Source organism: Bacillus mycoides (genome assembly GCF_000832605.1).
GTDB classification, from domain to species: domain Bacteria; phylum Bacillota; class Bacilli; order Bacillales; family Bacillaceae_G; genus Bacillus_A; species Bacillus_A mycoides.
In genome coordinates this window covers 236,157-262,379 of the sequence record NZ_CP009692.1, presented here as the reverse complement: position 1 = coordinate 262,379, position 26,223 = coordinate 236,157, and the positions used below count along the sequence as shown (strand labels likewise).

The following is a 26,223-nucleotide window of genomic DNA, read 5'->3' as shown; positions in this document are numbered from 1 at the left end:
GGAATATGAACAGTGAACAAGTGTTACAAGTAACAAAAACAGATTTATTAGGATCATTAGGCGGAGCGGTAATATTAACATCATTTATTCTATTCCTTGCAAATATATTAGTATGAAAAATATAAATACAATCATTCAAAAAAAATAAAGACTCTAACGTATTAGTAAGTAGTTAATATGTTGGAGTCTTTTTTGTTTTCCTCTCATATATACCTTCAAGTATTAATATTTTCCCCTTACTTTAAAGAGAAAAAAGTCGAATTTTATATGTAAGAAAAAAAGAGGAATTTGACAGAAAAGATAGAAAATTTTAAAGGTCGGAAATTGTTAGCTTGCTAACTAATTTCTATTAATTGATGTTGGAAGCGTTTTCGGTTGGTTTTAAGTATGGACCATTTAATCTATTTACAGGGGGATGAAGATATTATGAAACAAAAATCTATGGATACGCTAGCTGCACAAATGGAGGACTTTTTTCCGGTACGTGATGTAGATCATTTGGAATTTTACGTAGGGAATGCAAAGCAATCAAGTTATTATCTTGCGAGAGCGTTTGGATTCAAAATTGTAGCTTATTCTGGATTAGAAACAGGAAACCGTGAAAAGGTATCTTATGTTCTTGTGCAAAAAAATATGCGTTTTGTTGTGTCTGGAGCTTTAAGTAGTGATAGTCGTATTGCAGATTTTGTAAAGACTCATGGTGATGGAGTGAAGGATGTGGCTTTACTTGTTGATGATGTTGATAAAGCATACTCTGAAGCTGTAAAACGTGGCGCTGTTGCGATTGCTCCTCCTGAAGAGTTAACAGATGAGGAAGGTACCTTGAAGAAAGCGGTTATTGGTACGTATGGTGATACAATTCATACGCTTGTAGAGCGTAAAAATTATAAAGGAACATTCATGCCAGGATTTCAAAAGGTAGAGTTCAATATTCCATTTGAAGAATCCGGTTTAATTGCTGTAGACCATGTCGTTGGTAACGTTGAGAAAATGGAAGAATGGGTTAGTTATTATGAGAACGTCATGGGATTTAAACAAATGATTCACTTTGATGATGACGATATTAGCACAGAGTATTCGGCATTAATGTCAAAAGTTATGACGAATGGAAGCCGTATTAAGTTTCCAATTAATGAACCAGCAGACGGAAAAAGAAAGTCACAAATTCAAGAATATCTAGAGTTCTATAACGGAGCGGGTGTACAGCATCTTGCTTTATTAACAAGTGACATTGTAAAAACAATTGAAGTGCTTCGTGCGAATGGCGTGGAGTTTTTAGATACGCCAGATACGTATTACGATGAGTTAACTGCACGTGTTGGAAAAATTGATGAAGAAATTGATAGATTAAAAGAATTGAAGATTCTAGTAGACCGTGACGAAGAAGGTTATTTATTACAAATCTTTACGAAACCAATTGTAGATCGTCCAACTCTATTTATTGAAATCATCCAACGTAAAGGTTCTCGTGGATTTGGCGAAGGGAACTTTAAAGCGTTATTCGAATCAATTGAAAGAGAACAAGAGCGTCGCGGAAATTTATAAAATTTGTATCCACCAGCAAGAGTTCCTTTGTTGGTGGAAATTTCATTTTCATAGGGAGGAATCACGATGAAATTTGTTACATTTCGTCTCCCATCGAAAGAAATGCGAGCTGGATGGCTTGAAGGTGACAAAGTAATCGATATGAATCTTGCGAGTGATGGACAATTACCTTCTTCTATGTTCGCCTTTTTAGAGAAAGCAGATGAGTATGTAGAAGTATTGCGTAATATTAAGAATCCTGCAAAGGGTATATATTCCTTAGAGGAAGTTCAATTTGCAGCGGCAATTCCTAATCCGAGTAGCATTCGAGATTTTTATGCATTTGAGCAGCATGTAAAAACAGCTCGCGGACGAAGAGGGCTAGATGTTGTACCTGAATGGTATGATATCCCGGTTTTTTATTTTACGAACCACCGTGCTGTTATTGGACCAGATGATTTTGTTATTGGTCCGAAGAAGTCTAAAAAGCTTGATTATGAGTTAGAGATTGCTTGCGTAATTGGGAAAGAAGGACGAAACATTTCTCGTGAACAAGCAGAGGAATATATTTTTGGTTACTGCATTATGAACGACTGGAGTGCAAGGGACTTACAAGCAACAGAAATGAAAGTGGGACTCGGTCCAGCGAAAGGAAAAGATTTTGCAACTTCATTAGGAGCGTATCTCGTTACGAAAGAGGAATTAGACGTTTATCGTAACGGTGATCGTTATGATTTAGAGATGACTGCTCATGTAAATGGAAAGATATTATCAAAGGGAAACTTCCAAGATATTTACTATACATTTGCTGAAATGATTGAACGTGCTTCGGAAGACGTTACGTTATATCCAGGAGATGTGATTGGTTCTGGGACAGTAGGAACAGGATGTATTTTAGAACTTGGTACAGAAGAGTGGCTACAAGATGGAGATGTTGTAGAGCTGTCGATTACTGGTTTAGGTACGTTACGTAATACGGTCAAAAAAGACATGAAAGCAGGTGATGGGCATGTTTTATCGTCACATGGGGGAGCTACCTCATAAACGACATGTACAATTTCGTAAAAAAGATGGATCGCTTTATCGTGAGCAGGTAATGGGGACAAAAGGTTTCTCTGGTACCCAGTCTATTTTGTATCATCATTATATGCCAACAGAAGTAGGGCACGCGGCATTATCGCATTCTTGTCAGTTACAGTATGAAGAGGATGCCCTTCTTGCTCATCGCCACTTCCGTACGAAAGAAAATAAAAAAACTGGTGATGCAGTAAGCGGAAGAAACTTTATGCTTGGGAATGAGGATTTATTAATTGGAGTAGTGAGTCCAACAGAAAAAATGGATTATTTTTACCGTAATGGTGATGGCGATGAAATGTTATTTGTTCATTATGGAACAGGAAAAATTGAAACGATGTTTGGAACGATTCACTATAGAAAAGGTGATTATGTAACAATTCCAATTGGAACGATTTATCGTGTTATTCCAGATGAGGGAGAGACTAAGTTTCTTGTTGTAGAGGCAAATAGCCAAATTACAACACCAAGTCGCTATCGCAATGAATATGGGCAATTGTTAGAACATAGTCCGTTTTGTGAAAGGGATATTCGTGGCCCGGAAAAATTGGAGACATATGATGACAAAGGTGAGTTTGTCGTAATGACAAAGTCGAGAGGTTATATGCACAAGCATGTGTTAGGGCACCATCCGTTAGATGTTGTTGGGTGGGATGGTTATTTATATCCGTGGGTCTTTAATGTGGAGGATTTTGAGCCAATTACAGGTCGTATTCATCAGCCACCACCAGTACATCAAACATTCGAAGGGCATAATTTCGTCATTTGCTCTTTCGTACCGCGTTTATACGATTATCATCCAGAATCTATTCCGGCACCATATTATCATAGTAATGTGAATAGTGATGAAGTACTGTACTATGTAGAAGGTAACTTTATGAGCCGAAAAGGTGTAGAAGAAGGTTCTATTACGCTTCATCCAAGCGGGATCCCGCATGGGCCACATCCAGGGAAAACAGAAGCGAGTATAGGGAAGAAAGAGACACTTGAACTGGCCGTTATGATAGATACATTCCGTCCGCTTCGTATTGTAAAACAAGCACATGAGACGGAAGATGAAAAATATATGTATAGCTGGATTGAAGAGGGTTCATATACTGTGAAATAAGTAAAAAGAGGCATGCTCACTACGGGAGCATGCCTCTTTTATGGAATCGACATGTATAATAATACCAAAAAAAGTTATGAAAATATATATAGATATGATTGTCTGAATCTTTTTATCGAAAGGATGATAAGAGTATAGTATGTATCTCGATAGTTTTCTGTTTATTTCGACAAAAGTATTGACTAAAAAACATGCCGTGGGTAAAATGAAAAAGTAAATTAAATTTTCAGAAAACTAAAATCATGGAGGAGCACAGCATGAAGCAAATTTTTCAAAAGAAGCCAATTTCAACGTTACTGCAAGAAAGTAAACAAAAGACATTATCGAGAACGTTAGGGGCACTTGATTTAACAATGCTTGGAATCGGAGCAATTGTTGGAACTGGTATTTTTGTTCTTACTGGCGTTGTAGCAGCGAAACATTCTGGACCAGCTATTATATTATCATTTGCTATAGCTGCATTAGCTTGTGCCTTTGCTGCATTTTGTTACGCTGAATTTGCTTCTTCAGTTCCTGTCTCAGGGAGTGTTTACACGTACACGTATGCGACGATGGGAGAAGTATTTGCATTCTTAATTGGATGGGATTTAATGCTCGAGTATTTATTAGCCACATCTGCTGTAGCTAATGGATGGTCAGCGTATTTTCAATCGTTATTAAAGGGATTTGGGATTCATATTCCGACCATTCTCTCCTCGGCCCCTGGTACTGGAAAGGGTGGAATAATTGATTTACCTGCAGTTCTAATTATTCTAGTTATGACGGTTCTTTTATCTAGAGGTGTTCGTGAAAGTGCACGTGTAAATAATATAATGGTATTTATTAAACTAGCAGTTGTTCTCATTTTTATCTTCGCCGGATTTAATTATGTAAAACCTGAAAATTGGACACCTTTTATGCCATTTGGGTTAGATGGTGTAATGGCTGGAGCAGCTACAGTTTTCTTCGCATTCATTGGATTTGATGCTGTATCAACAGCCGCAGAAGAAGTGAAGCGCCCACAACGCGATTTGCCGATTGGAATTATTGCATCGTTACTAGTTTGTACGGTTCTTTACATTGTTGTTTCACTTATTTTGACAGGGATTGTTCCATACGGTCAGTTGAATATATCAGATCCAGTTGCTTTCGCACTTCAATTTATTGGACAAGATAGTTTGGCGGGAGTGATATCAGTAGGAGCAATTACAGGAATTACAACTGTAATGCTAGTTATGATGTATGGGCAAGTTCGTGTTTCATATGCAATGAGCAGAGATGGATTGTTACCGAAGCGTCTTGCTAAAGTTCATCCGAAATTTAAAACACCATTTTTAAATACATGGACAACAGGTATTATTGCAGCACTTATTTCAGGATTAATAGATTTAAATGTTTTAGCACATCTTGTAAATATGGGAACTTTGTCAGCATTTGCACTTGTAGCTGTTGCTGTCATTGTGATGAGACGAACTCATCCTGATTTACCAAGGGCGTTTAAGGCGCCGCTCGTACCATTTTTACCAGCATTAACAGTTATCTTTTGCTTATATTTGATGCTTCAATTATCAGCGACAGCTTGGATTAGTTTTGGTGTTTGGATGGTTATCGGTATAGTAGTTTATTTCGCCTATAGTAGAAAGCGTAGTGTTTTAAATAATAGTAAAAAAGAAGAAGATGTAGCAAATTTATAAATGGAAAAATCCATTCTAATTCTGTTAGGATGGATTTTTATTTTGAAAATTTACATTTTTCTGAATGTATTATAAGATAATTGTTGGCGAACTAAAGGGGTGAAAATGTGAAAAATACATGGCGTGAGCTAAGAGAGATGGATCGTAACGTATGGATTCGATTTATCGGTGAGACTTTGAACGGAATTGCGATGATGATGTTAATGCCTTTTTTTGCACTATATTTAAAAGATAAGGTAGATTCTTTATTACAAGTTGGGATTATTATGGCGCTTTCTCCAATTGCTGCAAGCTTTGGCTCGCTTATAGGCGGAAGAATAGCTGATATATATGGAAGAAAGCCAATTATGATATTTTCAATGGCGAGTAATGCGTTATTAATGCTCGGTTTTTTATTTATCGAAGGATTTATTCCATACGCTATTTTATCTATTTTTTTAGGGTTAAGTAATTCTTTATTTCATCCAGCAGCATCAGCGATGGTTGCAGATGTGACGGCGCCAGAAAAAAGAACAGAAGCATATGGTTTATTGCGAATGGGACACAATATTGGTGCTGCAATTGGACCGATAATGGGAGCATCAGTAGTTGTTTTATCAAAGAACCTCGTGTTTATTATTGCTTCATCCGCTATGTTGTTTTATGCGCTACTAGTGTTAGTACTTATTAAAGAAACAATGCCAAAAATTACGGATATGACGGAAAAAAATAAAGAGAAGGAATCCGGAGCAGTTTGGAAAATTTTAATGAGAGATAAGGCGTTAATGATTTATTTGTTAGCGGGGATCATTATTTCTATGGGGTTTTCTCAAACAGAAGGCATGTTACCGCTTCACTTTGATAACGAAATGAAGGATATTTTTGGAGTCAACAATCCATACCCATATTTAATGGCATTAAATGGTCTATTAGTTGTTTTATTTCAATTTCAAATTTCAAAATGGGCGACAGATAAACCTGTTGGAAAGACGATGCTATACGGTGCGTGTTTGTTCGGAATTGGTTTGTTTTTTATAGGATGGTTACCGAAGTGGTTTGGAGAATATGATACAAATGCTACAATTATTTTAATGACGTTAATGTTTGTTTATGCCATATATACGTTAGGCGAGATGATTATGTCGCCTGTACAGATGACGTTTGTAGCGAATTTGGCCCCTGAGCATTTGAGAGGAACCTATATGGGGGCGGCGAGTTTGCAGTGGATTACAGGAAGTGCATTCGGTCCACTTCTTGGTGGTTTTCTATTGGATCGTTTGCTTGGTCACTACTTATTTACAATTTTAAGTGTAGGGTGTGTAGTTGCAGGCTTTGTATATGTTTCTTTAGATCGTCTTGTTGAGCAGAGGCAAAAAGATACGCCTACAAAACAGTCTTCTTAATAAAATGAAACTTTAATCAATGTTTTTTCACCCTCCACAAATGGTAGGGTAATATAGATGACATACACACAAAGTGGATTTCTACATATTTTAGGTACATAACTAGATTAGATAGCAATTTTGCTTTAAAGTTTAATTTTGTTTAGGTGTGTAGAAATTAAAGAGAAAAAGTGTAGAAAACCAATAAGTGGTGTCTTTTAATTATTTGTGGAAGTTACATTTTATTTCAAATAGGAACTACCTATTTTTATAAAAAGTGCTAAAATAGAAAAATGAAAACAATTGGTTAGGGTGATTTCAGTGACAAAAATTAAATTAGGTTTATTATACGGTGGAAAATCAGCTGAGCATCAAGTTTCGTTACAAACGGCTCTTGCTGCTATTAAAGCATTAAATCAAGATAAATTCGAGATTCATCCAATTTATATTACAGAACAAGGCCAATGGATGCGTGGAGAGCGTATTGAAGGCGAAGTAACAAATGTTGAGGCATTACAAATGAGTGGGGAAGAGAATACAATCTCTCCTGTATCATTAAGTACAGAAATTATCCCAACTGCAACTTCTAAACAAGAAGATGCAATTGATGTTATTTTCCCATTATTACATGGACCGAATGGTGAAGATGGAACAGTACAAGGGTTATTAGAATTACTAAACATTCCATATGTAGGTAACGGTGTATTAGCATCATCTGCTGGTATGGATAAAGTTGTTATGAAAAATATCTTTGCAGAAGCTGGATTGAAACAAGCGAAATATGCATCTTTCATTCGTAGCGCATGGGAAAAAGATCGTGAAACAGCGTATGAAAAAGTAGAAGAAGTATTAGGATATCCTTGCTTCGTAAAACCAGCAAATCTTGGTTCAAGTGTTGGTATTAATAAGTGTAATGATCGTGAAGAGCTTGAGAATGCATTCGAAGAGGCATTCCAATTTGACCGTAAAATTATTGTAGAAGAAAATATTGTAGGTCGTGAAGTAGAAGTTGGTGTATTAGGTAATGATGAGCCGAAATGTTCAGTTGTAGGTGAAATTGTACCGAAAAAAGATTTTTATGATTACAAATCGAAATACATCGATGGTGATACAGCGTTAATTATTCCAGCTGAAATGACAGAGGAAGAGTCTAATGTAATTAAGCGAGATGCAATTATCGCATTCCAATCATTAGATGGTTCGGGCTTAACACGAGCTGATTTCTTCTTAACGAAAGATGGAGAAGTATATATTAACGAAGTAAACACAATGCCAGGATTCACGCCGTTTAGTATGTTCCCTCTATTATGGCAACATACAGGGTTACCGTATCCGGAATTAATTGAAGAGCTAATTCGCTTAGCGATTGAGCGTCACGAAGAAAAACAAAAAATTAAATATACAATCTAACAAAAAAGGAGGAAGCACTATTCGAAGGAATAGTGCTTCCTCTATGTAAGGAGTGTTTTCATGATAAATCGAACGTTAAAACAAGTCGAGCAGATGATAAATGGTACTGGATTAGCAGAGCGGTATGAGGGAATTACTATACAAGGAGTGTCTATTGATACGAGGAAAATTGAAAATGGAAATTTATATGTTCCAATTCAAGGTGAACGTTTCGATGGACATGCTTTTGTAGACAAAGCTGTTGAAAATGGGGCGATTGCTACATTATGGATGAAAGATGTAGAAAACCCACCTGAAAATCTTCCGGTTATTTTTGTAGAAGATACACTAGCAGCATTGCAAATGTTAGCGAAAAACTATCGTGATCAATTGGATGTAAAAGTTATTGGTGTAACGGGTAGTAATGGTAAAACATCTACGAAAGATATTGTAACAAGTATTCTTGCGACTAAATTTAAAGTTCAAAAAACAGAAGGTAATTTCAACAACCACATCGGTTTACCTCTTACTATTTTAAATTTAGAGGAAAATACAGAAGTAGCTGTATTAGAAATGGGCATGTCAAGCCGAGGAGAAATTGAATTTCTATCTAAGTTAGCTCGCCCTAATGCAGCTATTATCACGAACATTGGTGAGGCGCACTTAATGGATTTAGGCTCTCGTGAGGCGATTGCTGAAGCGAAGTTAGAAATTGTTACAGGTTTACAAAAGGGTGGCGTGTTCGTATATAATGGAGATGAGCCGCTATTAACGAATCGTGTTCCAGAAATGAATTTAGCAGCTGAAACAGTTACATTTGGTGATGCGAGAGCAAATGATTACTATCCAACTACTGTAACATTGCAGGCTACTGGGACACACTTTAAGATGAACAGGGATGAAACTTCGTCATTCTATTTGCCAGTACTAGGAAAGCATAATGTATATAATACGCTTGCTTCAATGGCAATTGCAAAACATTTTGGTGTAACGTGGGAAGAAATGAAACAAGGTTTAGTAACACTTCAAATGACAGGTATGCGTATGGAAATTGTAAAAACAGATAGTGGTTTAACAATTATCAATGATGCTTATAATGCTAGTCCAACAGCTATGGAAGCTGCGTTCCACCTAATGAATGGTTTAGATGGATTTGCTAAAAAAATTGTTGTGCTTGGTGATATGTTAGAACTTGGAAATCAAGAAGTGCAATTTCATTATGAAGTAGGTAAATTAATTGATCCAGCAAAAATTTCATATGTATTCACATATGGTAAATTAGGGGCTCAAATTGCTGAAGGTGCAAAAATTAATTTCCCTAAAGACCGTGTAAAAGCGTATGATAGTAAAGAAGAGTTAATAAAAGAGTTGCAAGCAGTAGTCGGTACGAAAGATGTTGTATTAGTAAAAGCATCTCGCGGCATGAAATTAGAAGAAGTAATTACGATGTTGAAATAATTGGTGTATATAAATAGGGATGATAGCCACGAAAATAGTGGAAACTTATAATAAGCGCTTACAGTAAACGATAAAAAAATAAAAGTAAAGAAAAAAGCTCTGAATATGAAATAAGGTAACAGTTGGGGTTTGCTTTTTACACCTACAAAACTTATAATTGATAAAGTGTAATAACGTTTAGAAGTATTTTCGTGAAGAATATACGCCCGGTTATATACGTAAGTATTCAGGAAAATGGCTTTTCCGCAAGTTCGGAAAACGCCTTTTTTTAAATGATAAGTATAGGATAGAAAAGGAGAAGTAACATTGACAACATTTCGAGAACTAGGATTAAGTGAGTCTTTACTACAATCTGTTGAAAGTATGGGCTTTGAAGAGGCTACGCCGATTCAAGCTGAAACAATTCCACATGCATTGCAAGGTAAGGATATTATTGGGCAAGCGCAAACAGGTACAGGGAAAACAGCAGCATTCGGATTACCACTATTAGATAAAGTGGATACAAATAAAGAAGCAGTTCAAGGTATTGTTATCGCGCCAACGCGTGAATTAGCAATTCAAGTTGGAGAAGAGCTATACAAAATTGGTAAACATAAACGTGTTCGTATTCTACCAATTTATGGTGGTCAAGATATTAACCGCCAAATTCGTGCTCTAAAAAAACACCCACACATTATTGTAGGTACGCCGGGTCGTATTTTAGATCATATCAACCGTAAAACACTTCGCTTACAAAACGTAGAGACTGTTGTTCTTGACGAAGCGGATGAAATGTTAAACATGGGCTTCATTGAAGATATTGAAGCGATTTTAACAGATGTGCCAGAAACACATCAAACATTATTATTCTCAGCGACAATGCCAGATCCAATCCGTCGTATTGCTGAGCGTTTCATGACTGAGCCTCAACACATTAAAGTAAAAGCAAAAGAAGTAACAATGCCAAACATTCAGCAGTTCTATTTAGAAGTGCAAGAAAAGAAAAAGTTTGACGTGTTAACACGCTTACTAGATATTCAATCTCCAGAGCTTGCAATCATATTCGGTCGTACAAAGCGTCGTGTTGATGAATTATCAGAAGCATTAAACTTACGTGGTTATGCAGCAGAAGGTATTCACGGTGACTTAACACAAGCGAAGCGTATGTCTGTATTACGTAAATTTAAAGAAGGTACTATTGAAGTTCTTGTTGCAACAGACGTTGCTGCACGTGGTCTTGATATTTCAGGCGTAACACACGTATACAACTTCGATATCCCACAAGATCCAGAATCATACGTTCACCGTATCGGTCGTACTGGCCGTGCCGGTAAAAAAGGTATTGCAATGTTATTTGTAACACCACGTGAATCAGGACAATTAAAAAATATCGAGCGTACAACAAAACGTAAAGTTGATCGTATGGACGCACCGACACTTGACGAGGCGTTAGAAGGTCAACAACGTTTAATCGCTGAAAAACTTCAAAGCACAATTGAAAATGATAACTTATCATACTACAAGCGTATTGCAGAAGAAATGTTAGAAGAGAATGATTCTGTAACAGTAGTAGCTGCTGCTTTAAAAATGATGACAAAAGAGCCGGATACAACTCCGATCGCTTTAACATCAGAACCACCAGTTGTTTCAAGAGGTGGCGGTGGCGGTTCTAAAAAACGCGGTGGTAACGGAAGTGGATACCGTGATGGTAACCGTAATCGTAGTCGTGATGGACGCGGCGGTGGCGATGGTCGTAACCGTGATCGCAATCGTGATGGACGTGGAAGCGGAAGTGGCGATGGTCGTAACCGTGATCGTAATCGTGATGGCGGTAGCCGTGATGCTGGTAGCCGTGATGGCAACCGTGGTCGTAAAGGTGAAGGTCGCCCTGGATCTTCAAATGGACGCGGCGAAAGAAAACATCATAGCCGTCCACAAGCTTAATAAAAAAGAGAATGCCCTTTGCTGGCATTCTCTTTTTTTATTTCTGTAATTGTGCATACTACATAGTAACTCGTATAGAAATGAGGTGCTATATGCTTGTAAGACTTGGGTATGTTGCGATGAGTGTACATTTGAAGAATGCTTCTCCATCTCAAACGATGACGTATGCACAGTTTCAGCGGATTGATGATCGAGAGGCTGCGATTCGTAAACTTGAAAGAATCGCTAATTCGAATTTGGAAAATTGCTTACGGTTATTAAAACATAATAAAGGGCATGATATATCTTTCTTTCGACTTAGTTCCAAGCTTATTCCTTTAGCGAATCATGAGGAGTTGTTAGATTGGAACTATATTCGTCCGTTAAAAGAAAATCTGAAAGAATTAGGTGAATATGCAATTCGTATGAATATGCGAATTGACTTCCATCCAGATCACTTTGTTGTACTAAATTCACCTGAGGAGAGTATTCTCAAACAATCTGTAAAGACATTGCAGATGCACAAAAAATTGTTAAAGGGTATGGGAATTGAACATAAGCAACGATGTGTATTACATGTGGGAGGAGGTTATAAAGATAAGGAGCTTGCATTAGAACGCTTTATAGAAAATTGGTCAACTGTTCCAAGAGGTATTCAAGAGATGATTATATTAGAAAATGATGACACGACCTTTTCTTTAGAAGAAACATTGTATTTAGGTGAGAAATTAGACATTCCAGTCGTGTTTGATTTGCACCATCATATGATGAATAATGACCAGGAAGATTGGCATGAAGATTGGGCGCGTGTTGTACATACGTGGGAATCGTCTTTGTTACCGGTTAAAATGCACATCTCCAGTCCTAGAGATGGAAAAAACCCGAGAGCACATGCAGATTTTATTGATGTAGATACTTTCTTATCTTTTTTGAAAAAGATAAAGGGGAGTGTTCCGCGAATTGATTGTATGATTGAGGCGAAGAAAAAGGACGAGTCTTTATTTCAACTAATGAGAGAGTTAAGTAAACAAACAGATGTGGAAATTATCGATGGTGCGAGCTTCTATATTAAATAAGCTCTGCGCCATCGTTTTTTTTTGTCCCGCATTAACGGGCAGTAAGACTCCCGCCTCAAAATTCGGCGAATGCGAGGGAGTTAGGTGGGAGATCAACTGCCCGTAAAAGCCCGATTGGTTCAACTAATAATCAGTGGGGGATGGAACCCCCCCACTGATTAAAGTTTCACTTTATTAAAAAAGGGGTGCACATGCCGCCGATGATCAGTCCTGTTAAATGGCTTATAGGATTGGCAGAGGGATTAAAGAAAGTAAATAGTAGTAATATAAGTATCATTATTGAAAAAATAGCGATGTCTCTTGGTTTTGAAGAACAATATCGACTATACAATAAAAATAATTGGGCGCCTAGTAATCCGAAAATACCACCAGATGCTCCGGCGTGAATATATTCAAGAGGCATAATAATATAAGAAGAAATATTCCCGAGAATGCCAGAAAGGAAAAAAATAATGATGAAAGAAAAGTGTCCTAGTTGTTTTTCGATGGAAGAACCAAATACGAATAAACAAATACTATTAGAAAGGAAATGTTGTAAGTCTACGTGTACAAGTAAGGAAGTTATGACACGCCACCATTCTCCTTTAGCGATATATTCATTGTAGGCTGCCAGGTGAAAGAGGGAAAAGTCGCTCAATATAATCATGACTAATTGTATAAGAAGTAAAGAAATGATAATCGGTTGTAAGGAAATGCGAGTGGATGGTATTAGCATGTTTTTAGTATCACTCCTTTTGCATCAGAAAGATTCTCTGTTATTCTTACAATATGAATGAAGAAAGCTAAATAGAAGAAGGGGATTTTGAAATGATTGTAGGGATTGGAATCGATATTATTGAGTTAAATCGAATTGAAAAAATGCTAGATGGAAAGCTTAAATTTATGGAACGTATTTTAACTGAAAGAGAACGTGGTGTTGCCGAGGGGCTGAAAGGAAGTCGTCTTACAGAATTTGTAGCTGGAAGATTTGCAGCAAAAGAGGCGTATTCTAAAGCGGTAGGGACCGGTATCGGGAAAGAAGTGAGTTTTTTAGATATTGAAGTAAGGAATGATGATAGAGGTAAGCCGATTATCATTACAAATACAGAGCATATTGTTCATTTATCAATTAGTCATAGTAAAGAATTTGCCGTTGCTCAAGTTGTTTTGGAAAGCTCGTCACGCTAGTCTGCATATTTTATATCTTTGTCTCATATATTTGAGGTAGCGATAAGGAAGGCATATCTTCCATTCATTTATAGGGGCAAAGGGGCTGAAGTGATGAAAAGGCGTCTGTTTTTAGTTCTTGTCGGTTTATTGACCGTTTTTGTGTTGGCGGGTTGTATGGAAAAGAAACAGGAAGATGTTGTGAGAGATTTAGAAACGAAAGTTAAAAGTATGAAGAGTTATCAAGCTGAAGCGAAATTATCTATTAAAACAGGAAATGAACCTCAAGAGTACAATGTAGAAATTTGGCATAAAGAACCTTCGTATTATCGTGTGAATTTGCAGAATGCGAAAAAGGATCAGAGTCAAATTATTTTAAGGAATGATGAAGGTGTATTTGTATTAACACCGGCACTTAATAAGAGTTTCCGTTTTCAAAGTGATTGGCCGCAAAATAGTAGCCAGGCTTATTTATATGAATCACTTGTAAGAGATATTTTGCAAGATAAGAAAAATCTCTCTTTCGAGAAAACAGATAAGTATTATGTGTTTAAAACAAAAACAAATTATCAACATCAAAATATGTTGCCGAAACAAGAAATTAAGCTGAATAAAAGTGATTTAACACCAGTTTCTGTGAAACTGATGGATAATGATCAAAATGTCCTTGTAAAAGTAGATTTCACTAAAGTAAAGTTTGATGCAAAGTTTGATAAAGGTGCATTTGATACGAAACAAAATATGTCTAGAGCACAAGTAGATGTTCAGACGGCAGCGAAAGAAGACAAACCGTTTGCTATTTTGTATCCACGTGATACACCGCAAGGTATGACTTTGAAAGAGGAAGAAGAGTTGAAGACAGACAGTGGCAAGCGTACAATACTCACATACACTGGAAGCAAGAAATCCGTTACTTTAATACAAGAAAAGTCAAAAGTTGCAGAGGCCTCATCGGCGGTAAGTGTAAGTGGAGAGCCGGTTGATCTTGGTTTCACGATTGGTGCATTGACGAAAGACTCTGTAACGTGGTCACATAACGGAGTAGAATATATGCTCGTGTCTAAAGGTTTAGAGCCGAATGAGTTGTTGATGGTTGCTCGTTCGGTTACAGCGAAGCAGGTGAAGTAAACTTCTTAGACGTGGTGATATATGTGCACCACGTCTTTTCTTAGTTTGAAGGTGGATTTCATAAAAGAAGCATATAAAAGAATAAGCTTCGCATATCGTGTATAAGGAAGTGTATTTATGGAAGAAGCACCGTTTTACCGTGACACGTGGGTGGAAGTGGATTTAGATGCGATCTATAACAATGTTACACATATTAAAGAGTACATTCCAAGTGATGTAGAGATTTTTGCTGTAGTTAAAGCGAATGCATATGGGCACGATTATGTACCGGTGGCTAAAACTGCATTAGAAGCAGGAGCAACAAGATTAGCAGTTGCTTTTTTAGATGAAGCTTTAGTGCTTCGGAGGGCTGGTATTACTGCACCGATTTTAGTATTAGGTCCTTCCCCGCCCCGTGATGTAAATGTAGCTGCTGAAAATGATGTAGCATTAACTGTTTTTCAAAAAGAATGGGTGGAAGAAGCGATAAAGCTCTGGGATGGTTCATCAATAATGAAATTCCATATTAATTTTGATAGTGGTATGGGGAGAATCGGAATACGTGAACGAAAAGAATTAAAAGGGTTCTTAAAGAGTTTAGAAGGTGCGCCATTTTTAGAGTTAGAAGGAGTATATACGCATTTTGCAACAGCGGATGAGGTTGAGACTTCTTACTTTGATAAGCAATATAATACATTTTTGCAGCAGTTACGTTGGTTGAAAGAATTTGGAGTGAATCCTAAATTTGTCCATACAGCCAATAGTGCCGCAACGTTAAGGTTTCAAGGGATTACATTTAATGCGGTGCGAATTGGTATTGCGATGTATGGATTATCCCCATCTGTAGAAATACGTCCTTTTTTACCATTTAAATTGGAACCGGCGTTGTCACTTCACACGAAAGTTGCTCATATTAAGCAAGTGATTAAAGGAGATGGGATTAGTTATAATGTCACATACCGAACGAGAACTGAAGAATGGATTGCGACAGTTGCAATTGGATATGGAGATGGCTGGCTTAGAAGATTGCAAGGGTTTAAGGTACTTGTAAACGGTGAAAGAGTACCGATTGTAGGGCGAGTGACAATGGATCAATTCATGATACATCTTCCTTGTGAAGTGCCACTTGGTACGAAAGTTACACTCATTGGGAGACAAGGTGATGAGTATATTAGTGCTACCGAGGTTGCTGAATATTCCGGGACTATTAATTATGAAATTATTGCAACGATAAGCTTCCGTGTACCGAGAATATTTATACGACACGGTAAAGTTGTAGAAGTAATCAATTATTTGAACGATATATAGAAGAAGGTAATATTACTCAGTATCTCGTCATTTGGAGGAGTTTCACTAATAAAGAATAGGCTCTTTTTCGCTGGGGAGCTTCTTTTTATACTTGTTATTAATATAAGTTGCAATGAAATATTACTGAAGGATTGCTTTATTTCTTGTTTGAAAGAGATAAAAAGTAAAAGAAGATGAATGTTTTATTTATGAATTGGAAAACATAAGCAAGGAATAAGGAAGTCTTTGCAACAGGCTCCATACAATGGTATTATTACAATAGGTGTCATATATATATTTGGGTGTGTAGTTGACGGTGGAGGTGTATTTTTGTGTCCGAATCAAGTGTAACTACTGAAATCGTGGTTCGGTTGCCAAAGCAAATGGTAACGGAATTGGACGGAATTGGAAAACAAGAGAATAAGAATCGCCATGAACTAATTTGCCAGGCAACACAACTGTTATTGCGTCAACATAAGACGAAGAAACGCTACCAACATGAATCAATGCGACGTGGGTACATTGAAATGGGAAAAATTAATCTTGGTATTGCATCTGAAGCTTTCTTAGCAGAGTATGAAGCAGCTCATACAGTAGAACGCTTAGTTAGCGGGGGGTAATATTTTGATTGTAAAACGCGGCGACGTGTATTTTGCAGACCTTTCCCCAGTTGTTGGTTCTGAGCAAGGAGGCGTTCGTCCGGTTCTTGTCATTCAAAATGACATCGGAAATCGTTTTAGTCCGACTGTGATTGTAGCGGCTATTACTGCACAGATTCAAAAAGCGAAATTACCCACTCATGTGGAAATTGATGCGAAAAAGTACGGTTTTGAGAGGGATTCTGTTATTTTACTTGAGCAGATTCGAACAATCGATAAGCAACGCTTAACGGACAAAATCACTCATTTGGATGAAGTGATGATGAGTCGTGTAGATGAAGCGTTACAAATTAGTTTAGGACTAATAGATTTTTAAATCGGCAGTTTAAGTTGCTCTCTTTACAGGGCAACTTTTTTTTATTATAGAGGAGGTTACGGTTGGATATGGAAATGGTAGATAATCGACAAGGGTTAATGAAAATGTTAGTGAAAGAATTAGGCTTTACAGAAAAGCAAGTTCGTCATGTTATTCAATTAACAGAAGAAGGTAACACAGTTCCATTTATCGCTCGTTACCGAAAAGAATGGACAGGGTCTCTTGATGAGGTGCAAATTCGTGCAATCTTAGAAAGATGGCAATATATGATGCAACTAGAAGATAGGAAAGAAGAGGTTCTTCGTCTTATTGGTGAAAAGGGTAAACTAACCGAAGAGTTGCGTCGTCATATTGTTGCTGCAACAAAACTTCAAGAAGTAGAAGACTTATATCGTCCATATAAAGAAAAAAGAAGAACGAAAGCTACAATTGCTAAAGAAAAGGGATTAGAACCGTTAGCTGAGTGGCTATTATTATATAAAAAAGAAAATCCAGCAGAGAAGGCTATGGAATTTGTTAATGCAGAAAAGGAAGTGGCGTCTGCAGAAGATGCGTTGCAAGGTGCGCAAGATATTATTGCGGAACTTGTTTCGGATAATGCGGCATATCGTAGTTGGATTCGCAATACTACTTTCCGAAAAGGGATTATGTCTTCATCTGTAAAAGATAAAGAAAAAGATGAAAAGAATATATATGAAATGTATTATGGCTATGAAGAACCGTTGCAAAAAGTAGTGCCGCATCGTGTACTAGCTATGAATCGTGGTGAAAAGGAAGACGTATTAAGAATTTCTGTTATCACGCCAATTGAAGAAATTCTTCAGTTTTTACATAAAAAAATGATTCTTGATGAAGCTTCTAAAAGTGCGCATTATGTACAATTAGCGATGGAAGATGGATATAAGCGATTAATTCAACCTTCAATAGAAAGAGAAATTCGTAAAGAATTAATGGAAACGGCCGAAGAACAAGCGATTCATATTTTCTCTGAGAATTTACGTAATTTATTATTACAACCTCCGATGAAAGGGAAAGTTGTGTTAGCGGTAGATCCAGCATATAGAACCGGTTGTAAATTAGCTGTAGTAGATGATACAGGAAAAGTTCTTCACATAGATGTTATTTATCCGCATCCGCCTGCTCGTAAATATGAGGATGCAAAAACGAAAATCATTTCAATTATAGATAAATATGAAGTTGAAATGATAGCGATTGGAAATGGTACAGCTTCGAGGGAAACGGAAGAATTTATAGTAGATGTATTACAAAATGTAGAGCGAGATGTATTTTACATTATTGTAAATGAAGCGGGTGCTAGTGTGTACTCAGCATCTGATGTAGCTCGCGAGGAGTTTCCAAATTTACAGGTTGAAGAAAGAAGTGCTGTTTCAATTGGGAGACGTCTACAAGATCCACTTGCAGAACTTGTGAAAATTGACCCTAAATCTGTTGGGGTGGGACAATATCAACATGATGTATCTCAAAAGAGATTAAATGAATCATTAACATTTGTAGTAGAGACAGCAGTTAACCGAGTTGGTGTTAATGTAAATACAGCTTCAGTTGCATTGTTGCAATATGTTTCGGGATTATCAAAAACAGTTGCGAAAAACATTGTAGCTAAGCGTGAGGAAGATGGGAAATTCACGAAGCGTACTGAATTAAAGAAAATCCCACGTTTAGGTGCAAAAACATATGAACAATGTATCGGGTTTTTACGTATATTAGAAGGAGCGAATCCGTTAGATCGCACAGGGATTCATCCAGAACAATATAAAAATGTTGAATTGCTATTGAAGAGCTTAGGGTTATCAAAGAATGATGTGGGGAAACCAAACTTGCAAAAGAGTTTCGAAGGAGTAGATATTTCTAAATTATCTCAAGAGACGGAGATTGGTGAGCCGACATTAGTTGATATTATGGATGCTTTAATTAGCCCGGAGCGAGATATGAGGGATGAGTTGCCAAAGCCACTTTTGAAAAAGGGGATTTTAAAATTAGAAGATTTAAAGCGTGGTATGGAATTAGAGGGAACGATCCGCAATGTTGTTGATTTCGGTGCCTTTGTTGATATTGGTGTGAAGCAAGATGGTTTAGTACATATTTCTAAACTAAGCAAACAATTTGTAAAGCATCCATTAGATATTGTATCCGTGGGACAAATTGTAAAGGTATGGGTAGATGATATTGATACGAAAAAAGGTCGTGTTGCATTATCAATGTTACCGATTGAATAGTAAGAAAAGAGAGCAGATGAAACTGCTCTCTTTTTATGAACTGGAAAGTTTAATTGATTATGAGCTTTGATGTATTTTACTATAATAAAACCAGCATTCATTTAGTAACTTGATTTGATACCGGTTTTTCTCGAAATATGCACGTTGCATTTGTTTCTTTAGCCACGTGGGCATAGGAATCCCTCCTTGTTTAATCCTGCTCTCAAAAAAAGTAGCTCCTTTTAGTTAAAGTAACTTTGATGAGAGGTTGGTGAGTGGATTTCTAGCAATGCTGCATTTTTAGAAATCACGCTTCTTGAATGAGGATGGGTATATGTACTATTTACTATATGTATAAGAAGGGAGAAAAGTGTGGAAATATTTTTTAGTTTAGGAGGAATGAGAATGGATGAGCAAGAAATTCAGCGGTTAGTGGAAGAGGTATCGTTACAATGCTTTGGAATGCCGTTTTTACATAAAGCGATGTTTAATAGTAGGTTACGTACAACTGGTGGGCGCTATCTATTGAAGAATCATAATATAGAATTGAATTATCGATATTACGAAGTATATGGAAAAGAAGAGTTAGTCGGGATTGTTAAACATGAACTTTGTCATTATCACTTACATATCACAGGAAAAGGGTATAAGCATCGAGATAGAGATTTTCGGGAGTTATTAAAGAAAGTAGGTGCACCACGTTTTTGTAAACGAATGATTAGTGAGGAGGAAACGAGAGTTTCTATGTATGAATGTATGGGGTGTTCTTTTCAATATGTAAGAAGACGTCAAATAAATACACAAAGGTATGTATGTGGAAAGTGTAAAGGACAACTAAAACTGGTAGTGAAAACATCTTGACAGTGAAAACGCAATCCAGTATATTATAAACATGTCACGTTTGCGCAAGATGTTGTGAAAAAACTTCTTGACTTACGATGAGAATTTTTATAAGATACAAATTGTCTTCATTATTCCGCAGTAGCTCAGTGGTAGAGCTATCGGCTGTTAACCGATCGGTCGTAGGTTCGAGTCCTACCTGCGGAGCCATACAGAGAAGTACCCAAGTGGCTCAAGGGGCTCCCCTGCTAAGGGAGTAGATCGCTAACGCGGTGCGAGGGTTCGAATCCCTTCTTCTCTGCCATACATATTGGCCCGTTGGTCAAGTGGTTAAGACACCGCCCTTTCACGGCGGTAACACGGGTTCGAATCCCGTACGGGTCACCACTTCGGAGGATTAGCTCAGCTGGGAGAGCACCTGCCTTACAAGCAGGGGGTCGGCGGTTCGATCCCGTCATCCTCCACCATATAAATTATATAAATAATATTATCGCGGGGTGGAGCAGTACGGTAGCTCGTCGGGCTCATAACCCGAAGGTCGCAGGTTCAAATCCTGTCCCCGCAACCAAATGGTCCCGTGGTGTAGTGGTTAACATGCCTGCCTGTCACGCAGGAGATCGCCGGTTCGACCCCGGTCGGGACCGCCATTTTAACTTCTGCTATATAGCAGTTGTTTTTTATTGGACATTATGGTAAAATAACATTTGTCTTTGAAAAGAAGATAACTATTTCGATGGGCTATAGCCAAGCGGTAAGGCAACGGACTTTGACTCCGTCATGCGCTGGTTCGAATCCAGCTAGCCCAGCCATTTACGAGCCATTAGCTCAGTTGGTAGAGCATCTGACTTTTAATCAGAGGGTCGAAGGTTCGAATCCTTCATGGCTCACTTTTGTTTTTTCCGCGCGGTCGTGGCGGAACGGCAGACGCGCTAGGTTGAGGGCCTAGTGGGGGAAACCCCGTGGAGGTTCAAGTCCTCTCGGCCGCATCAAAAAATCTTTTAAAAAGTACTTGCATTTGAAAATGTAGTATGGTAAGATAATTGAGTCGCCAAAATACAACGACGAAAAAACATCATGAATAAGCGCCCGTAGCTCAATTGGATAGAGCGTTTGACTACGGATCAAGAGGTTAGGGGTTCGACTCCTCTCGGGCGCGCCATAACGGGAAGTGGCTCAGCTTGGTAGAGCACCTGGTTTGGGACCAGGGGGTCGCAGGTTCAAATCCTGTCTTCCCGACCACGCGGGTGTAGTTTAGTGGTAAAACAAGAGCCTTCCAAGCTCTGGTCGAGAGTTCGATTCTCTTCACCCGCTTTTAGTTCTTTGAAAACTGAACGAAACAAACAACGTGAACGTCAATTTTTATTTTTAGATGCTAGACAAACTAACTTTATTGGAGAGTTTGATCCTGGCTCAGGATGAACGCTGGCGGCGTGCCTAATACATGCAAGTCGAGCGAATGGATTAAGAGCTTGCTCTTATGAAGTTAGCGGCGGACGGGTGAGTAACACGTGGGTAACCTACCCATAAGACTGGGATAACTCCGGGAAACCGGGGCTAATACCGGATAATATTTTGAACTGCATAGTTCAAAATTGAAAGGCGGCTTCGGCTGTCACTTATGGATGGACCCGCGTCGCATTAGCTAGTTGGTGAGGTAACGGCTCACCAAGGCGACGATGCGTAGCCGACCTGAGAGGGTGATCGGCCACACTGGGACTGAGACACGGCCCAGACTCCTACGGGAGGCAGCAGTAGGGAATCTTCCGCAATGGACGAAAGTCTGACGGAGCAACGCCGCGTGAGTGATGAAGGCTTTCGGGTCGTAAAACTCTGTTGTTAGGGAAGAACAAGTGCTAGTTGAATAAGCTGGCACCTTGACGGTACCTAACCAGAAAGCCACGGCTAACTACGTGCCAGCAGCCGCGGTAATACGTAGGTGGCAAGCGTTATCCGGAATTATTGGGCGTAAAGCGCGCGCAGGTGGTTTCTTAAGTCTGATGTGAAAGCCCACGGCTCAACCGTGGAGGGTCATTGGAAACTGGGAGACTTGAGTGCAGAAGAGGAAAGTGGAATTCCATGTGTAGCGGTGAAATGCGTAGAGATATGGAGGAACACCAGTGGCGAAGGCGACTTTCTGGTCTGTAACTGACACTGAGGCGCGAAAGCGTGGGGAGCAAACAGGATTAGATACCCTGGTAGTCCACGCCGTAAACGATGAGTGCTAAGTGTTAGAGGGTTTCCGCCCTTTAGTGCTGAAGTTAACGCATTAAGCACTCCGCCTGGGGAGTACGGCCGCAAGGCTGAAACTCAAAGGAATTGACGGGGGCCCGCACAAGCGGTGGAGCATGTGGTTTAATTCGAAGCAACGCGAAGAACCTTACCAGGTCTTGACATCCTCTGAAAACTCTAGAGATAGAGCTTCTCCTTCGGGAGCAGAGTGACAGGTGGTGCATGGTTGTCGTCAGCTCGTGTCGTGAGATGTTGGGTTAAGTCCCGCAACGAGCGCAACCCTTGATCTTAGTTGCCATCATTAAGTTGGGCACTCTAAGGTGACTGCCGGTGACAAACCGGAGGAAGGTGGGGATGACGTCAAATCATCATGCCCCTTATGACCTGGGCTACACACGTGCTACAATGGACGGTACAAAGAGCTGCAAGACCGCGAGGTGGAGCTAATCTCATAAAACCGTTCTCAGTTCGGATTGTAGGCTGCAACTCGCCTACATGAAGCTGGAATCGCTAGTAATCGCGGATCAGCATGCCGCGGTGAATACGTTCCCGGGCCTTGTACACACCGCCCGTCACACCACGAGAGTTTGTAACACCCGAAGTCGGTGGGGTAACCTTTATGGAGCCAGCCGCCTAAGGTGGGACAGATGATTGGGGTGAAGTCGTAACAAGGTAGCCGTATCGGAAGGTGCGGCTGGATCACCTCCTTTCTATGGAGAATTGATGAACGCAGTTCATCAATAAACGTTGACTTGTTTTGTTTCGTTCAGTTTTGAGAGAACTATCTCTCAAGTTTAAATGTATGTTCTTTGAAAACTAGATAACAGTGTAGCTCATATTTTTTTAATTTTAGTTTGGTTAAGTTAGAAAGGGCGCACGGTGGATGCCTTGACACTAGGAGTCGATGAAGGACGGGACTAACGCCGATATGCTTCGGGGAGCTGTAAGTAAGCTTTGATCCGAAGATTTCCGAATGGGGAAACCCACTATACGTAATGGTATGGTATCCTTACCTGAATACATAGGGTATGGAAGACAGACCCAGGGAACTGAAACATCTAAGTACCTGGAGGAAGAGAAAGCAAATGCGATTTCCTGAGTAGCGGCGAGCGAAACGGAATCTAGCCCAAACCAAGAGGCTTGCCTCTTGGGGTTGTAGGACATTCTATACGGAGTTACAAAGGAACGAGGTAGACGAAGCGACCTGGAAAGGTCCGTCACAGAGGGTAACAACCCCGTAGTCGAAACTTCGTTCTCTCTTGAATGTATCCTGAGTACGGCGGAACACGTGAAATTCCGTCGGAATCTGGGAGGACCATCTCCCAAGGCTAAATACTCCCTAGTGATCGATAGTGAACCAGTACCGTGAGGGAAAGGTGAAAAGCACCCCGGAAGGGGAGTGAAAGAGATCCTGAAACCGTGTGCCTACAAATAGTCAGAGCCCGTTAATGGGTGATGGCGTGCCTTTTGTAGAATGAACCGGCGAGTTACGATCCCGTGCGAGGTTAAGCTGAAGAGGCGGAGCCGCAGCGAAAGCGAGTCTGAATAGGGCGTTTAGTACGTGGTCGTAGACCCGAAACCAGGTGATCTACCCATGTCCAGGGTGAAGTTCAGGTAACACTGAATGGAGGCCCGAACCCACGCACGTTGAAAAGTGCGGGGATGAGGTGTGGGTAGCGGAGAAATTCCAATCGAACCTGGAGATAGCTGGTTCTCCCCGAAATAGCTTTAGGGCTAGCCTTAAGTGTAAGAGTCTTGGAGGTAGAGCACTGATTGAACTAGGGGTCCTCATCGGATTACCGAATTCAGTCAAACTCCGAATGCCAATGACTTATCCTTAGGAGTCAGACTGCGAGTGATAAGATCCGTAGTCAAGAGGGAAACAGCCCAGATCGCCAGCTAAGGTCCCAAAGTGTGTATTAAGTGGAAAAGGATGTGGAGTTGCTTAGACAACTAGGATGTTGGCTCAGAAGCAGCCACCATTTAAAGAGTGCGTAATAGCTCACTAGTCGAGTGACTCTGCGCCGAAAATGTACCGGGGCTAAATACACCACCGAAGCTGCGAATTGATACCAATGGTATCAGTGGTAGGGGAGCGTTCTAAGTGCAGTGAAGTCAGACCGGAAGGACTGGTGGAGCGCTTAGAAGTGAGAATGCCGGTATGAGTAGCGAAAGACGGGTGAGAATCCCGTCCACCGAATGCCTAAGGTTTCCTGAGGAAGGCTCGTCCGCTCAGGGTTAGTCAGGACCTAAGCCGAGGCCGACAGGCGTAGGCGATGGACAACAGGTTGATATTCCTGTACCACCTCTTTATCGTTTGAGCAATGGAGGGACGCAGAAGGATAGAAGAAGCGTGCGATTGGTTGTGCACGTCCAAGCAGTTAGGCTGATAAGTAGGCAAATCCGCTTATCGTGAAGGCTGAGCTGTGATGGGGAAGCTCCTTATGGAGCGAAGTCTTTGATTCCCCGCTGCCAAGAAAAGCTTCTAGCGAGATAAAAGGTGCCTGTACCGCAAACCGACACAGGTAGGCGAGGAGAGAATCCTAAGGTGTGCGAGAGAACTCTGGTTAAGGAACTCGGCAAAATGACCCCGTAACTTCGGGAGAAGGGGTGCTTTCTTAACGGAAAGCCGCAGTGAATAGGCCCAAGCGACTGTTTAGCAAAAACACAGGTCTCTGCGAAGCCGTAAGGCGAAGTATAGGGGCTGACACCTGCCCGGTGCTGGAAGGTTAAGGAGAGGGGTTAGCGTAAGCGAAGCTCTGAACTGAAGCCCCAGTAAACGGCGGCCGTAACTATAACGGTCCTAAGGTAGCGAAATTCCTTGTCGGGTAAGTTCCGACCCGCACGAAAGGTGTAACGATTTGGGCACTGTCTCAACCAGAGACTCGGTGAAATTATAGTACCTGTGAAGATGCAGGTTACCCGCGACAGGACGGAAAGACCCCGTGGAGCTTTACTGTAGCCTGATATTGAATTTTGGTACAGTTTGTACAGGATAGGCGGGAGCCATTGAAACCGGAGCGCTAGCTTCGGTGGAGGCGCTGGTGGGATACCGCCCTGACTGTATTGAAATTCTAACCTACGGGTCTTATCGACCCGGGAGACAGTGTCAGGTGGGCAGTTTGACTGGGGCGGTCGCCTCCTAAAGTGTAACGGAGGCGCCCAAAGGTTCCCTCAGAATGGTTGGAAATCATTCGTAGAGTGCAAAGGCATAAGGGAGCTTGACTGCGAGACCTACAAGTCGAGCAGGGACGAAAGTCGGGCTTAGTGATCCGGTGGTTCCGCATGGAAGGGCCATCGCTCAACGGATAAAAGCTACCCCGGGGATAACAGGCTTATCTCCCCCAAGAGTCCACATCGACGGGGAGGTTTGGCACCTCGATGTCGGCTCATCGCATCCTGGGGCTGTAGTCGGTCCCAAGGGTTGGGCTGTTCGCCCATTAAAGCGGTACGCGAGCTGGGTTCAGAACGTCGTGAGACAGTTCGGTCCCTATCCGTCGTGGGCGCAGGAAATTTGAGAGGAGCTGTCCTTAGTACGAGAGGACCGGGATGGACGCACCGCTGGTGTACCAGTTGTTCTGCCAAGGGCATAGCTGGGTAGCTATGTGCGGAAGGGATAAGTGCTGAAAGCATCTAAGCATGAAGCCCCCCTCAAGATGAGATTTCCCATAGCGTAAGCTAGTAAGATCCCTGAAAGATGATCAGGTTGATAGGTTCGAGGTGGAAGCATGGTGACATGTGGAGCTGACGAATACTAATAGATCGAGGACTTAACCATATAATATGAAGCTAATGTTATCTAGTTTTGAGAGAATATAAAAAACTTATTGACTTTAAATGTCGAATGAGTTATGATGA

General features: G+C 40.1%; 19 protein-coding genes, 12 tRNA genes and 2 rRNA genes. 31 read left to right on the top strand and 2 right to left on the bottom strand.

From position 1 onward, the window contains the following. The first annotated feature begins 5 nt into the window (after positions 1–5). The 10 genes from BG05_RS03130 to uvsE all read left to right on the top strand — a co-directional run bounded on the left by BG05_RS03130 (position 6) and on the right by uvsE (position 12,565). Positions 6–116 (top strand): DUF3948 family protein, encoded by a 111-nt coding sequence (locus tag BG05_RS03130; protein ID WP_001083697.1) that lies wholly within the window; start codon positions 6–8, stop codon positions 114–116. A 310-nt stretch (positions 117–426) separates the two neighbouring features. Beyond that, on the top strand, positions 427–1,545 hold the full coding sequence (hppD, locus tag BG05_RS03125; protein ID WP_002124802.1) for a 4-hydroxyphenylpyruvate dioxygenase: 1,119 nt from the start codon (positions 427–429) through the stop codon (positions 1,543–1,545). Between the two features lie 66 nt (positions 1,546–1,611). Further along, a complete protein-coding gene (locus BG05_RS03120; protein WP_002124804.1) occupies positions 1,612–2,568 on the top strand; it encodes a fumarylacetoacetate hydrolase family protein in 957 nt (318 codons plus the stop codon). Further along, complete coding sequence (locus BG05_RS03115; RefSeq protein ID WP_002169298.1) at positions 2,534–3,706, top strand: homogentisate 1,2-dioxygenase; 1,173 nt, start codon at positions 2,534–2,536, stop codon at positions 3,704–3,706. The genes BG05_RS03120 and BG05_RS03115 overlap by 35 nt, the downstream gene beginning before the upstream one ends. A 257-nt stretch (positions 3,707–3,963) precedes the next feature. Beyond that, on the top strand, positions 3,964–5,379 hold the full coding sequence (locus BG05_RS03110; RefSeq protein WP_002124809.1) for a branched-chain amino acid transporter BcaP: 1,416 nt from the start codon (positions 3,964–3,966) through the stop codon (positions 5,377–5,379). A gap of 107 nt (positions 5,380–5,486) precedes the next feature. Continuing rightward, a complete protein-coding gene (locus BG05_RS03105) occupies positions 5,487–6,761 on the top strand; it encodes an MDR family MFS transporter (RefSeq protein WP_002124811.1) in 1,275 nt (424 codons plus the stop codon). Between the two features lie 300 nt (positions 6,762–7,061). Further along, the gene (locus tag BG05_RS03100) at positions 7,062–8,150 is read left to right on the top strand and encodes a D-alanine--D-alanine ligase (protein WP_002009961.1); all 1,089 of its coding nucleotides are present in this window, start codon (positions 7,062–7,064) and stop codon (positions 8,148–8,150) included. A 60-nt stretch (positions 8,151–8,210) separates the two neighbouring features. After that, positions 8,211–9,587: a UDP-N-acetylmuramoyl-tripeptide--D-alanyl-D-alanine ligase gene (gene murF / locus BG05_RS03095; RefSeq protein ID WP_002124813.1), complete on the top strand. Its 1,377-nt coding sequence runs from the start codon at positions 8,211–8,213 to the stop codon at positions 9,585–9,587. A 306-nt stretch (positions 9,588–9,893) separates the two neighbouring features. Continuing rightward, positions 9,894–11,510 (top strand): degradosome RNA helicase CshA, encoded by a 1,617-nt coding sequence (cshA, locus tag BG05_RS03090; RefSeq protein ID WP_002063522.1) that lies wholly within the window; start codon positions 9,894–9,896, stop codon positions 11,508–11,510. 92 nt (positions 11,511–11,602) lie between these two features. Beyond that, positions 11,603–12,565 (top strand): UV DNA damage repair endonuclease UvsE, encoded by a 963-nt coding sequence (uvsE, locus tag BG05_RS03085; protein WP_002009966.1) that lies wholly within the window; start codon positions 11,603–11,605, stop codon positions 12,563–12,565. A 166-nt stretch (positions 12,566–12,731) separates the two neighbouring features. Here the strand turns inward: uvsE and BG05_RS29110 are convergent, their stop codons facing one another. Then, on the bottom strand, positions 12,732–13,280 hold the full coding sequence (locus BG05_RS29110; protein WP_003186998.1) for a rhomboid family intramembrane serine protease: 549 nt from the start codon (positions 13,278–13,280) through the stop codon (positions 12,732–12,734). A gap of 92 nt (positions 13,281–13,372) precedes the next feature. Between BG05_RS29110 and acpS the strand changes: the two genes are divergently transcribed. The 6 genes from acpS (at position 13,373) to BG05_RS03050 (ending at position 19,317) form a co-directional block, all read left to right on the top strand. Continuing rightward, positions 13,373–13,732 carry a holo-ACP synthase gene (gene acpS / locus BG05_RS03075; RefSeq protein WP_002009969.1) on the top strand — a complete coding sequence of 120 codons (360 nt, stop codon included), beginning with the start codon at positions 13,373–13,375 and terminating at the stop codon, positions 13,730–13,732. Positions 13,733–13,888: 156 nt separating this feature from the next. Beyond that, positions 13,889–14,839 (top strand): LolA family protein, encoded by a 951-nt coding sequence (locus BG05_RS03070; RefSeq protein WP_033734626.1) that lies wholly within the window; start codon positions 13,889–13,891, stop codon positions 14,837–14,839. Positions 14,840–14,956: 117 nt separating this feature from the next. Then, complete coding sequence (alr, locus tag BG05_RS03065) at positions 14,957–16,126, top strand: alanine racemase (RefSeq protein ID WP_002124821.1); 1,170 nt, start codon at positions 14,957–14,959, stop codon at positions 16,124–16,126. Between the two features lie 311 nt (positions 16,127–16,437). Next, positions 16,438–16,725, top strand: coding sequence for an antitoxin EndoAI (locus BG05_RS03060; RefSeq protein WP_000004570.1), 288 nt, complete (start codon positions 16,438–16,440; stop codon positions 16,723–16,725). A 4-nt stretch (positions 16,726–16,729) separates the two neighbouring features. Then, positions 16,730–17,080: a type II toxin-antitoxin system endoribonuclease NdoA gene (ndoA, locus tag BG05_RS03055; RefSeq protein WP_000635965.1), complete on the top strand. Its 351-nt coding sequence runs from the start codon at positions 16,730–16,732 to the stop codon at positions 17,078–17,080. A 68-nt stretch (positions 17,081–17,148) separates the two neighbouring features. After that, the gene (locus BG05_RS03050) at positions 17,149–19,317 is read left to right on the top strand and encodes a Tex family protein (RefSeq protein ID WP_002124824.1); all 2,169 of its coding nucleotides are present in this window, start codon (positions 17,149–17,151) and stop codon (positions 19,315–19,317) included. A gap of 57 nt (positions 19,318–19,374) precedes the next feature. Here the strand turns inward: BG05_RS03050 and cmpA are convergent, their stop codons facing one another. Further along, the gene (gene cmpA / locus BG05_RS30480) at positions 19,375–19,491 is read right to left on the bottom strand and encodes a cortex morphogenetic protein CmpA (protein ID WP_001143642.1); all 117 of its coding nucleotides are present in this window, start codon (positions 19,489–19,491) and stop codon (positions 19,375–19,377) included. A 210-nt stretch (positions 19,492–19,701) separates the two neighbouring features. Between cmpA and BG05_RS03045 the strand changes: the two genes are divergently transcribed. The 15 genes from BG05_RS03045 (at position 19,702) to BG05_RS02975 (ending at position 26,143) form a co-directional block, all read left to right on the top strand. After that, positions 19,702–20,157, top strand: coding sequence for a SprT family protein (locus BG05_RS03045; protein ID WP_016095131.1), 456 nt, complete (start codon positions 19,702–19,704; stop codon positions 20,155–20,157). A gap of 114 nt (positions 20,158–20,271) precedes the next feature. Then, positions 20,272–20,346 (top strand) — tRNA-Asn (locus BG05_RS03040). A 3-nt stretch (positions 20,347–20,349) separates the two neighbouring features. Next, positions 20,350–20,440, top strand: a tRNA-Ser gene (locus BG05_RS03035). 8 nt (positions 20,441–20,448) lie between these two features. Further along, positions 20,449–20,523 (top strand) — tRNA-Glu (locus BG05_RS03030). Between the two features lie 4 nt (positions 20,524–20,527). Continuing rightward, positions 20,528–20,603 (top strand) — tRNA-Val (locus BG05_RS03025). 24 nt (positions 20,604–20,627) lie between these two features. Continuing rightward, positions 20,628–20,704: transfer RNA gene (locus BG05_RS03020), tRNA-Met, on the top strand. Between the two features lie 3 nt (positions 20,705–20,707). Continuing rightward, positions 20,708–20,783: transfer RNA gene (locus BG05_RS03015), tRNA-Asp, on the top strand. A gap of 87 nt (positions 20,784–20,870) precedes the next feature. Continuing rightward, positions 20,871–20,945 (top strand) — tRNA-Gln (locus BG05_RS03010). Between the two features lie 5 nt (positions 20,946–20,950). Continuing rightward, positions 20,951–21,023: transfer RNA gene (locus BG05_RS03005), tRNA-Lys, on the top strand. A 16-nt stretch (positions 21,024–21,039) separates the two neighbouring features. Continuing rightward, positions 21,040–21,122: transfer RNA gene (locus tag BG05_RS03000), tRNA-Leu, on the top strand. 96 nt (positions 21,123–21,218) lie between these two features. Beyond that, positions 21,219–21,295, top strand: a tRNA-Arg gene (locus BG05_RS02995). Positions 21,296–21,298: 3 nt separating this feature from the next. Next, positions 21,299–21,375 (top strand) — tRNA-Pro (locus tag BG05_RS02990). Between the two features lies 1 nt (position 21,376). Further along, positions 21,377–21,447, top strand: a tRNA-Gly gene (locus BG05_RS02985). Positions 21,448–21,523: 76 nt separating this feature from the next. Next, positions 21,524–23,075: ribosomal RNA gene (locus tag BG05_RS02980) — 16S ribosomal RNA — on the top strand. A gap of 146 nt (positions 23,076–23,221) precedes the next feature. Then, positions 23,222–26,143: ribosomal RNA gene (locus BG05_RS02975) — 23S ribosomal RNA — on the top strand. The 16S and 23S rRNA genes sit together here with 12 tRNA genes alongside, the layout of an rRNA operon. Positions 26,144–26,223: the final 80 nt, after the last annotated feature.